Here is a 12,865-nt window from a genome sequence, read left to right on the forward strand (position 1 = left end):
CGAAATGCAAGGGTTTCTTCGTTTTATTTTGCTATTTTCAGTCCCAGATGAGTCAATTGCCCACCAGGCAAAGCCTTTTCTCCCCCAAGAGCATACATGGGATATGAACGACTCGATACATATGATTTCGTAACGTTTTCTATTTTTAATGGATTTACCAGAACAATTGCCCCATTTCTGCGATGTGCAAGCCCTGAAGCAGCAACGGCATCTGGATAATCCTCGTAATCTGTTTTCGCGGAGGTGCCTCTCACAAGTATCAATGTATCTGGATTTGTAAGCTTCTTAATCGCATTAATATTTGTATCATAGCGGCTATGTCCAGCTATTCGGACAACCTCGATTCTCTTTCTCTTCAAGTCACTTTCCACCTGAGTGCTAATGGCAGCCTCTCCTCCAAGAATATACACTTTCTTAATAGCCTCTGGCAGCTGCATTGGCATTTTTTCCTTTTGTGAAAGGTAAATTGGAATATGTTTACTCACCGAAATACTAGAAGCTGAAAGGGCATCAGCAACTGTGATCCCATTGGCGATGATTGCTTCATTTTGATTGGTTAACCCAGCAGCTCTGCCAATGTTAATAGACGTTTCAAATCTATCTTTTCCATGTACACGCTGAACAGTATAACCCTTATTCTTAAGCAATGTTTCTACAGATTCATCAATGGCATTCTTACCGCCTAATAGATAGATTTTTTCCGGGTTAAGTCTAAAAATTTCACGAAGTGTAACGGTATCAATCTGTTCAGGGAAAGTGAGCAGGATTGGGCTATCCTTCATGGCAGCAATACCTGCAGCAGACAGTGCATCTGCCGGATGATCTGCTCTTGCCAGAATGATTGCTCTTTCTTGATGTGTCAATCCACTTGGCCAGCCTTTTCTGGAAATATTAACAGCTGTTTGAGTCCGGCTGCTCCCTTCAATACGATGATAACTGTTCGAAGATACTTTAAGCTTGTACTGGTTCTTTGACCATCTGTAATTAAAATCGCTGATTTCAATATAGTAAGTACCCGGATTAACCCTCAATGATAATTTTTCTATTCCACCGATGCCCAGATTGTCCACTATTTCTTCCCATTCTATATGCCCATTGGCTACTTTTTTTATTGTGACTTTAATGTCGTGGGAAGCAGGACTAGTGGTTTGAAAAGATAAATCACTGACTTCATTATTTACAAACTTGTAGTAGTCCACATCATCGGGAATTTGGATGCTTTCCTCGTATGTATGCCCTACCTTTATCAATCTGGCCTGACTCACAGAGTTTCCTGCATCGTCGTGTAATGAAGGGTTTGGCATTAGAAGTGCTTTAACAGCATCAATTTGTCCAAAGCCCTTGGTTTCAGTCCAACTACGCTCTGTTGAATTCTCTAATTTCCACTCTATTTCCGATGGAGATAATTTCGGGTCTTGGCTCAGCAACATGGAAGCAATCCCAGATACGATTGGCGCTGAAAAAGACGTACCATTCACAAACTCATACTCTTCGCGGAGACCAGTCGATACAATTTCTTCTCCAGGAGCTACAAGATCCAATGAATCACCGTAGTTAGAAAAGGCTGAGCGTTTTCCCTCTTGATCTACACTTCCCACGCCAATAACAAATGGATATGCTGCCGGAAAGGATACTGGAGCTCCATAATCATTGCCAGTAGCAGCTATCAAAGTAATCCCTTTTGTATATGCTTCCTTGAGAGCATCGTATTCCATATGGTTCCCCTCTTCAGAACCATAGCTCATATTAATGATCTGAGCTCCGTTATCAATAGCATAGTAAATGCCTTCAATAACATCAGTCAACTGAATCGTGGTTTGGTCAGTAATTTTCACGGGAAGGATTTCTACATTTTCATTAATCCCCGCTATACCAATTCCATTATTTTTTATTCCGGCAATGATTCCTGCAATGTTTGTACCATGGCCGATTAGATCAGTCTGAAAGGGAGTATTCGCTGGAATGTCATAACCAGGAAGCACCTTTCCGGCAAGGTCTGAATGTGGATCTACTCCAGAATCTAACACTGCAACTCTTACAGGGTGAGGGTTTTGTATATATCCCCAAGCATTATGAATATTTAAAACCGGTATATGCCATTGATAGTTATAAAAAGGATCATCAGATACATTCAAATGCTCATACAGATAGTTGGGTTCTACATATTCAATTCCAGGGTTTTGTGCTAACATATCCAACATTTTTTGATAACTAAAGTGAATTGGAACTTCTACAAGAACTATGCCTCTGCTATCAAGAGCCGTCGGTGATTCCTTTTCTATTAAATCAAGACTCTCAAGATTAACATTCCTATTTTTTAACTTTATTAAAATCTGTCGACTATGAATATTATTTGTGATTTCCTTCGTAGAACTTAACCTTTTAAATGATTGCTTCGAAAATTTCTCCCCAGCAAAAACTTCATGATCGGAATCAAATGAAAAAGCCAGGATAAATAAAGTAACGATGAATACAGCATATTTCGTATTCCACTTCATAGGGCATTCCCCTTTATAGATATTAAAAGTTTATAGTTCTACTAAACTTATTTATATATGCACATCTCATATAAAATAGTATTTCCAGTTAATTCTATCACACTTTTATAGCTAACTCTTATACCTTCCTAAAGGAAACGAAAGAAGAGGAGACCAATAAGCAGCCCCCTCTTTCAAGTTATTCCATTAGCAACCTGACTACTTGACGGTCAATAACACGCTGTCCTCCCAAAACATTGAAGTGCTGTAATCCATTTTCTTTTAACACGGCAGCCACTTCCGAAGGAACTCTGGTATCCTCAACAAGTAGTAAATTATTGTTTTGTTTAGCAGCTAAAACTGCCCCAGACAGTGCATCTGGAAAGCTTGTTCCATTAGCCACCATTGCTTCTTTTGAGGATAGATTGAATGTATTGAACAGCTTGGCGGCTGTTTCATATCTATTCGCTCCGGCAATTCTCTCTGACTCCGGAATCCCTGATAATATTCTTTCATCGATGACTGCCTTTCCACCAACGACATAGGCTCCAGTACTTTTATCCAAAACTTGGGCTGTATGAAAAGGAATCCGCTCTTTTTCCACTAGAAGGACGGGATATCCTTTTTGGGCTGCTATAGCTCCAGCTGCAAGTGCATCTGGAAAATCATGTCCATTAACGACAAAAGCTTTACCCGAAGGATTATCAATTAACCTGGAGATTTTCGCGGCAGTTTCAAACCTGTTTCCCCCGGCTATACGTTCCACCTTTAGTCCTAATGAGATCAACTTTTCTTGAACTGCTTTATCAATTGCCGAATCCCCACCCAAAATCACTGCCTTTTCGGCATTTAGTCGTAAAATCTCGGAAATCGTAGCACTCGGCAAGAAATCTTTTTCTGACAGTAGTAAAGGAGCATTCAGCTGATAAGCTAACGGAGTACCCGACAGCGCATCGGGAAAGTTGTCTCCTCTGGCAATAAGGACTGTATCTGCGTGTTCCCAGCCTGTAGAAGAGATTTCAGCAGCTGTTTCGTATCGTCCAGCGCCTGCTACCCGGGTATAGGTAGGTCCGAATGATGCATTCGTCTGGTGGAATTCCCCACTATGTCCTACCCATTTGGCAATCCATGCCCAGGCAGCATGGTGCGCAACCCATTCTTCTCTTCCTCGATAAGTATCTTCCTCATGAGCGGCATAAGTTCGGCCATCATGATGGCGGTTTTGCATATCAAGGACTTTCTGGGCATGAAGCGGCTCCCAGTAATCACCCTTACTGCTTGCGAGCCCATCGAAACCAAACTCGTTCGCAAAGATATCCAGTGTAGCAAATTGCATTCTCCGATCATTACCCCAATCATTTCCCTCAGGGTAATAAATGTCGGAAGAATCCTTCCTATATATAGTCCCGCCTGGCGGCAGATAATCTTGAGAATCGAATGGTACATCTACCAGGCTTTTATAAACGATATCCGAATTAAAGAATGCTGCTTCCGGTGTTGGCATGCCAGCCAGTGTATAATGCAAAGCAGAAGTATTATTGAACGCAATAAATTCCATATAATCGGGATGAATAAAACCATGGTTTATGACGGTTCCATCTTGATTGATATTGGTCCCGCTAATCCAATTCTTTATTGGCTTTCCATTCACTACAGTTTCATTCTTTAAGTCAGATGGCATAGCTGCAGATGAAATCATCAATTCCAGATTTTTGGACATCCATAGTTTCCAATTCTCATGATTAGGCATCATTGCTGTAGCTAGCTGAAGAATCTGGGAGTTCCATGCATTTTCTTCCGCTTTTGTGTCACCCTTATAAACGGTATTCCCTGCTGGATCCTTCCAATATGGTGCTTTATAAAGAATCAAGCGGTTAGCTTCATACTCAACCATCTTCCTGACATATTCCCTCTCTGCGGCAGAGAGTTTATCCCATAACAGCCATCCTGCAAAACCTGAAAAATTCGCCCAATGTGCTGATTGCCAGTGGCTTCCCCAGCCACCAGGAGAATTTGCTCTATGTCTATATGATAGAGAACTTACTAGCTTGACAGTTTTCTTTATAGCTTCTTCTTTTGCTACACCTGTAACCCCTGGGTCATAAAGCCCAAATGCAAGTGATGTGGCCAGTCCTAATGACATAGCAGAAGGATGCCGAATTTCATGTTCTAGAACACCGCCAAACTGTAAGTAGGTGCTGCTTTGGCTATCAAAATTCCGGACTTCATTCCACCATGTAGATAGTCCATATTTATTAGTATTAAGGAGAATCCCTTTTATTCTAAGAGCGTCTGAATCATTTGGATTCCCATTGTTGAATGAGGACCATTGTATCGGATTCACAGCATTTGATTCAGCTCCAACAACATTTTGCGGAAATATTGGCATGAGCATGATCAAAACAATCAAATATACTATTGCTTTCCACCTATTCATCTAGTTCACTCCATCTCGGTAGTCTAGTATTCATTCTAGAGAAATCAATCTGAGTGAACAATCGGACCAAGCAACCATGCCGTTTGACCTACAACATAAAAAAGCCAAGATCCGTAATGACGATAACGGTTCCTGGCTTCCATTTACATTATAAGTTGAAGCTTAGTAGTAACTTATTGCCTGCTTTCCATACTGCTCCCAACCCTGGATAAAGCTCTTTAACGGTTTTCTTTTATTGATATACGTATCAAGCGGATCATTGAAATATACATATTGACTGTCGTACCCTGTTATAAGGACAGAATGTTCTTTCATGGTAATCCGTATAGGACCATTAGGTGTATACCACGTTTCCCAATAGCGGTCAGGAACATGACTGAACCAGCTAGTAGTGATCACCCAGACTGGATGTCCAGCTGCTACATAATCCAGTACTTGATCGAAAGAACCTCCCGATAAATTCACGACTCTGCCAGGGAGATATTTATTTGCCAGCTCTTCTATTGGTTTATTGAAAACACCAAACCCCGGCTTACTGAAGGAATACATATCACCTACAAATCCCTCATTCGGGTCGCCAAAATGTTTTTTTCCATTAATCCATCTTAAAGGGGTAGGCGACTTCCTTACTTCTCTTGCTAGCTTCATCTTATCTGCCTTAACTCCTGTATATTGAAGCAGCATTGACAAACTAGTAACCTCACAGCCTCTTGGAAGCTCTGGCATTTGTTTTACCAGTGGAGCATACAGCATCTTCTTGGAAGGATTACTTTGAGCTTTAACTTGCACATTTACAGTCTCACTCTTATTCCCTTCACCATCCAATATGAAGAAACTGAACATCGCACCGCTTTTTTGGAGAGGAATTGATATCGAAAACTTCCCGTTAGCAGGTACATTGACAACATTGAAATCTTTATTATTTCTTCTAACTATTAGTTTGGTGTTAGCTGTTGCACTTCCACTTATTTTAAACATATTATCAGTTATTGTGTTGACCTTAGGATTATCAAGGATAAGTGGTTCTCCATCAATCGTCCTTCTCACATTTTCATGGACTGCTCCTTGTCCGCCTAGGATCTTAATCTCATTGAATTCTGGTAACAAGGCACGCGTAGGAGTTGGGATTACACTAGTCTTAGTCAATAATATCGGGGCATTAGTCCGAGCTGCGAGAACGGACCCGGCCAATGCATCTGCAAAATTTTCTCCCGTTGCCAAATACGCCATCTCATTTGAAAGCTGAAGCTCGTTCATGATTTTTCTCCCGGTATCATATCGATCAGTGCCACCAATACGAACAGGATTATGTTTGGCAAGCTGTGAAACAACTGCCTTTCCGACCACTTTCTCTCCACCGATGACCAAAGTGTTTATCTTATCCTGCAACGCTTTCTCAGTATGTATAGGCAAACGATCCTTCTCGGTTAAAAGAATCGGTATATTGTTCCTGGCAGCATATGAACCTATCGATAATACATCCGGGTAGTTGCGACCATTTGAAATAATAGCCTGATTTGAAGGGATTAATTGGGAAATCAACGCTGCTGTCTCAAATCTGTCTCTTCCTCCGACTCTCTGAACCGTTAATCCCAAATCTATCAATCTATTAGAAATTTTACTTGATACTGCGCTTTCGCTGCCTATAATAATAATTGTTTTTGTCTGTAATCTGTTAATTTCCTTTTCCGTGACATAAGGCAGCCTGTCCGAATCCGTTAATAAGATTGGAGCATCATGATAAAACGCAAGCGGTCCACCGGCCAGTGCATCTGGAAAATCCGTACCCTTTGCAAGAACAACAATATCGGATACCTCCCAGCCTGCCTTCGAAATTTCCACTGCGGTTTGATATCGATCATTTCCTTGAATGCGTTCTGTTGCAGCATAAGCACTTGTCGTAAACATTACTAATAAAATAAACAAAGCAAAGCTAGTCTTTTTAATCATCATACTTCCTTTCCGTACTATTACCTTTAAATAATATTAAATGCCTATTGGTCCTAATTCTAAATACCTAATTATACCCCCCTAACTAATTTACCATTTCTACCTATTTGTTTCCATATTTTTATTTTAAAATAATTGCGTATTTCTATATCATTTAGCATTATTGGTGTTCAAGAAAATTCCACTTAGTCATTTACTTATTTCACAAAAATAAAAACCGGCAGTTAGCCGGTTTTCAGAGTTATTCTTATTCATAACCATTCAAATTATTGGACTGCCATTTCCAGGAATCTTTACACATTTCCTCGATTCCCTTTTCTGCTTTCCAACCTAGTTCTCCAGCTGCCTTGTCAGGATTTGCATAACACTCTGCAATATCACCAGGACGTCGCTCCACTACTTTATAGGGAATCTTCTTTCCTGATGCTTTTTCAAAAGCATTCACTACTTCAAGAACACTATAACCTGTTCCTGTTCCTAAGTTATAGGCTTCTGCCCCTGTGGCTGACAATACTTTCTCCACGGCTTTTAAGTGGCCTTTGGCAAGATCGACAACATGAATGTAGTCACGGACACCAGTACCATCGACGGTTGGATAATCGCTTCCGAACACCTTCAGCTCATCCAGCTTGCCAACTGCGACCTGCGTAATGAAAGGCATCAGATTATTCGGGATTCCATTTGGGTCTTCCCCGATCCTTCCACTCTCATGTGCGCCTATCGGATTAAAGTAACGAAGCAGTGCTATACTCCAGCTATCGTCGGAAACATAAAGATCCCTTAAAATCTCCTCAATCATAAGCTTAGTGCGTCCGTATGGGTTTGTGGCACTTAGAGGGAAGCTCTCAGAAATCGGTACTTCCTCAGGCATTCCATAAACAGTTGCCGATGAGCTGAATACCAGCTTCTTAACATTGAACTCTTGCATGACCTCGCATAAAACTAGCGTTCCAGTAATGTTATTGTGATAGTACCGAAGAGGAATAGAAACGGATTCTCCCACTGCCTTTAATCCAGCAAAATGAATAACCGCATCGATGTCATTCTCTGCAAAAACCTTTCGCAAACCTTCACGATCCAATAAATCAACTTCATAAAATTTAAAATCCTGTCCCGTTATCTCTTTGACTCTTTTTAAGGCTTCAGGTTTACTATTATCAAAATTGTCAACCACGATAATTTCATGATTCTCATTAAGCAGCTCTACACAAGTATGGGTACCAATGTAGCCAGCTCCGCCAGTTACTAGGATTGCCAATGTCGTTCCTCCTAATGATCAAATATTATATAGTATTATACCATCATATATGGAAAATTGAATCCACCTCAATTCAAAGGAGCTGTATAAATAGTGAAAAATTAGAAAGAACCGTTGAATGAATCAACGGTTCCCTCTTTTTACATATTACTTAAGAAGATTCTTAAGCTTAGCAACAATCGAGTCACTTACGACTCCACTTCCACCAAGAACTGTGACTTTATCAAGGTTTTTGCCATTGATAAACTTCTCAGTTTCAGCAGATAGGTTTTCGTCAGTAAGCAATACTCCAGTACCATCCTTAGCAGCTAATGCAGCTCCAGATAGAGCATCAGCAAATCCTTTGCCAGTAGCTAGATAGTAATGGTTTGAATCTTTGTGGAAGTATTCTGCAACCTTAGCGGCTGTGTCATAACGGTTTTGTCCTCCAAGACGGTAACCATATGGAAGATCAACCTTTACACCATTTGATACAACACTTGTCCCACCGACAATCAATGACTTGGATGCGCCAAGGTCACGGATCGTCTTAGCTGTTACGCCTGGAAGTGAGTCAGCTTGTGTCAACAGGATTGGCATTCCCTTAGCTGCTGCAAATGATGCAACAGACAATGCATCAGGGAAGTCATTTCCGTTTACAACGACAACTTCTTCTACTCCTTCTGGAGCAACATGCTTAGCGATTTTAGCTGCTGTATCATAACGGTCAGAACCGGATACACGTTCTACTTTGATTCCCTTATCCCTAAGAGCCTTTTCAGTAGCTTCGTTTACCGCTCCTGTTCCGCCAAGGATGTATACAGTTTTAGCTCCTAAGCGGTTAATTTCATCACTTGCTTGCTGCGTGAACTTATTTGGTTCAGTGAGCAATAGCGGTGCATTGAACTTTTTAGCCAATGGAACACCAGCAAGTGCATCTGCATAGTTATCTCCACGAGCAAGGACTACAGTCTCAGCCCCAGAACCCCAGCCCTTCTTGCTGACTTCAACAGCTGTCTTATAGCGGCCGTCACCTGCAAGGCGATTAACGCGTGAAGCATCTGTGTTACGGTGAATCTTAACTTCTTCTACTGTTTCGTTTCCAGCAATATCGGTAACCTTCACTGTGAATACATTGTCGCCTTCTTTCAGAGAAAGAGGAACAGCCACTGTTCTGGTTCCCTCATTTACAACAGAAACTGGATTTTCGATAGACTGATCATATAAATGATTGTCATCCACGTATAGTGAGAAGTAATCGAAGTTATCCTTCATTTCAACGTTAACTTTCACTTCTCCAACAGAGTTGTCAACAAATGCCGGTGCGTCAGTTGTGACAGTTGGTTTCGTTGAATCAACGAAGACCTTTCTAGAGATAGAATATTCATTTCCAGATACATCTGTTGCGGTGATGATTACATCGTACTTACCGTCTTTATCAAACTTTGCTACTCCATTGAAGTAGTAGGCTTCTTCTTCTTCATCATAAGAAACATTAGCTGGCTCACCGTTAATTGTTACCTTCGCCACCTTAACGTTCTCAAGGACATATCCTTCTACCGGAACTTCCTTAGTGTTATATGCACCATAAGGTTCTGGTGAATCAACTAAAAGAAGTGGACTTTCAGTATCGCCATTCGCAACTTCGTCATAACCAACATTGTATGCATGGTCTACAGCGTGAACCTGTAACAAAGTTCCTTCTGGAAGATTGTCAAATGTATGAGAAGTAACCTCTGCGCCGAGTTCTTGTACCACTTCGCCATTTGCTACAACTACATAACTTGCAACTCCTACACCTTCATCCTTAGCTTCCCACTTAAGCTCTCCTGTCTTTTCGTCGAAAGTTACAGCAACGGCAGGAGCTGTTGTATCTACGTATACTGGAATCTTCTTGGATTGCCAATCTGCTCCAGCGTAATCAACAACGGATTTAACTTCATAATAGTAAAGTCCATCTTCAACCTTTTCCGACTTTACTGTTCCATCCCAAATAGCGTTTGAATCGTAAGTGTATCCTGGGTTTTGACCGCCATTGATATAAGTCTTACGGACGTTATTTTGCATGAAAACTCTTCTTAATAAGCTGTCTTTCTCATCAAGAATGTTGTACTGAACTTCTTTGGCATTTCGTAACACACCAAGGAATGGGTTCATATTATCCAACATTCCATCACCGTTAGGCGAAAGTGCATAATATCCTTTTTCAGGAACTGGTGAATTAAAGTATTCTTCGTTATCAACCAGGACATCATCTACGCCATAGTCAAAATACTTTACTTCATCATTAACTCTGAATCCATCCAAGATATCCGGACGATCCCATTCACCAAAGAAACCAAGGAAAGGCACGTTAAGCTTGGCCTCTGCACCATTAGCATCTGTAAACTGGACGAAGCCTTCAACGAAGATGTCTTCGACCAAGTCCTTACTAGTTGCTTTTCCATCTTTGTCGATTCCAGGAATCTTAGCACCTGTTAAGTCAAAAGATACTGTAAAGTCAACTGATTCACCTGCAGGAACTGTTACTGTTTTAGGAGCAACCACTTTTGCACCCTGAATGTCACCAGCAATCAATGCGTTTTGGTCAGGAGCACCTTCAACCTCTTGATACGTATCTGTCAGCAGACGCGTATTTACATTGTAAGTAACTTCCTTATCAGAAACGTTCGTAGCAGTTAGCGTGAAGCTTTGAGACTTCGCTTTGAAATCCTTCAATTCGACTTTTGCTTCTCCAGTATTCTTGTTAACGACAAATACAGGAGTATCAACTGCAGCAAAAGTCTGCATCATACCAGCACCCTGTCTTCTAGGAGAGAAAGGCTGGCCATTCAGATCTTCAATCACTTTTGCTGAGTTCATCAGCAAGATCTTTGCAAGTCTAGTATACTCAGAAGCTTCTAAATCCTTGAAGCGCTCATCGGTCTTCAAGTATTGCTGGATAAGGGCAGATCCACCGGCAACATGAGGAGCCGCCATGGATGTACCACTCATAAGACCATAAGAATCATTTTGGAGAGTAGATAAAATATTTCCTCCTGGAGCAGTGATTTCAGGCTTCATTTCAAGACTTGGAGTTGTTCCCCAAGAAGTGAAATCTGTCATTCTGCCCATTTCAGGATCTTGATTCTTATTCAATTGTTCTGTACCAAGAGTCTTAAGGTTTTGATCTTCAACAACTGCACGAAGAGCATTTCCATCAGCGTGAGAAATCATCGTAAATGGAACGTCCCAGCCACCCTGGTCTTTATAGAATGGAGCTCCAGCATTGCTGTCATAAACGATAATACCGGCAGCACCGGCAGCAGCAGCGTTTTGAGTTTTATCGTAGAACGACAATGCTCCACGTTGGACTAAAACAACCTTGCCTTCTACATCAAAGCCTGCATAGTCTCCTGGGTGTCCAAGCTTGCCTTCAAGGCTGACGATTTCCTTATCAGCAAGGTCTTCCCAGCTGTCGCGCCCAAAACCAACTGCACTGAAACCAGACTCATCAACAGTTAATTTAGTTTCATAAAGATATCCTTCGTTTCCAGAAGCTGCTACCTGCAATGTATCCGGGTTAAGTCCTGGCGCTCCTACTACACCGATATCCGGGTTTTCGTAGTTAGGGTTGTCCCATCCGTAACCAACATGGCCGGAGTTACCAGCAGAAACAGCAGCTAATACACCATTGTCTACTGCTCTAGTAATCGCCAAGTCTTCAACACTCTCAGGCTCGTAGAAAGAAGCTGTACTTCCCAAGCTCATGTTCAGGACATCAGCGCCCAATTTAATCGCATCATCAATTGCAGCCAAATATACATCTGACCATGTTGATGGATAAAGTGGATCGTTCGAGAAAACCTTCATCGCCAACACCTGAGATTCAGGTGCAACCCCCTGGAGGCCGCCATTTTCCACATCACCGTTCGCTGCCACTGTACCTGCAACGTGCATACCGTGCATGGAAGCACCCGGTCCAAGGTCAAGGATTGTATCGTTCATATCATAGTAGTTGAAGCCATAAGGAACTTTTTCAGTAAAGTACTTACCTTTAAGGCCAGCTTCTTCTACTAATTCTTTAACTTCGCTTTCCTCTAAATCACCTTCGACTCCTTCACTAAGAACAAAGTCCTTGTGAGATGGGTCCACGCCTGTATCAATTACAGCTACAACCTGGCCTTCCCCTTTGTATTTTGCATCTCCCCAGGTTTGGTAGGACTGGATGAACTGATGGCTTTTATCCATGTTCGGCTGTACTTCAGGTCGATTATACTCATTGCTCAAGTATACATTTTTAACTCCAGCTGTATTTTCAATTTTAGCGATATCACCATATGTAACCTCTCCGCTAAAGCCATTGAAGACAGTAGAGAAATTGCCTTTATACTTAACTTTGATACCTTTTGTCGCCAGGGATTTTTTCACATTTTGTTGCTGCTTTTCTACTTTAGCAGCTAGATCTTGTTTTGTTTTTTCAGGCAGCTCCTTGAACAGCTTTTTATTTTTGGTTGCGTATTCAATCGGAGTTTCCCCATCAACTTCAACAATCACACGAACCTTGTCCGAGACCTTGAAATCAGCTTTTGATTGTAGCTTTGACTTATCAAATGCCTTTCTGCCATCTAATTGTTTCGTAATTACAGGCTTTGATGGCTTTGAGTTATTCAAAGTTTCTGCTAATGCGAAGTTCACATTAGAGAACAACAATGAACCAGCCAACAGATACGTAAACGGCTTTCTAAGTTTCAATCCTTTTTCCTCCCTAGTAATATATTGAAA

General features: G+C 41.3%; 5 protein-coding genes. All 5 read right to left on the reverse strand.

Annotation, left to right across the window (positions count from 1 at the left end):
- Positions 1-23: 23 nt before the first annotated feature.
- Positions 24-2,498, reverse strand: coding sequence for a S8 family serine peptidase (locus TY49_RS23710; RefSeq protein ID WP_052442024.1), 2,475 nt, complete (start codon positions 2,496-2,498; stop codon positions 24-26).
- Between the two features lie 178 nt (positions 2,499-2,676).
- Positions 2,677-4,914 (reverse strand): cell wall-binding repeat-containing protein, encoded by a 2,238-nt coding sequence (locus tag TY49_RS23715; protein WP_052442025.1) that lies wholly within the window; start codon positions 4,912-4,914, stop codon positions 2,677-2,679.
- A gap of 162 nt (positions 4,915-5,076) precedes the next feature.
- Positions 5,077-6,867 carry a cell wall-binding repeat-containing protein gene (locus tag TY49_RS23720; protein WP_084135332.1) on the reverse strand — a complete coding sequence of 597 codons (1,791 nt, stop codon included), beginning with the start codon at positions 6,865-6,867 and terminating at the stop codon, positions 5,077-5,079.
- A 244-nt stretch (positions 6,868-7,111) separates the two neighbouring features.
- Positions 7,112-8,122 (reverse strand): UDP-glucose 4-epimerase GalE, encoded by a 1,011-nt coding sequence (galE, locus tag TY49_RS00725; RefSeq protein WP_041963976.1) that lies wholly within the window; start codon positions 8,120-8,122, stop codon positions 7,112-7,114.
- Between the two features lie 147 nt (positions 8,123-8,269).
- The gene (locus TY49_RS25350) at positions 8,270-12,835 is read right to left on the reverse strand and encodes a cell wall-binding repeat-containing protein (RefSeq protein WP_041963977.1); all 4,566 of its coding nucleotides are present in this window, start codon (positions 12,833-12,835) and stop codon (positions 8,270-8,272) included.
- Positions 12,836-12,865 lie beyond the last annotated feature (30 nt).

The organism is Mesobacillus selenatarsenatis SF-1 (assembly GCF_000813125.1).
Taxonomy (GTDB): Bacteria; Bacillota; Bacilli; order Bacillales; family Cytobacillaceae; genus Mesobacillus; species Mesobacillus selenatarsenatis.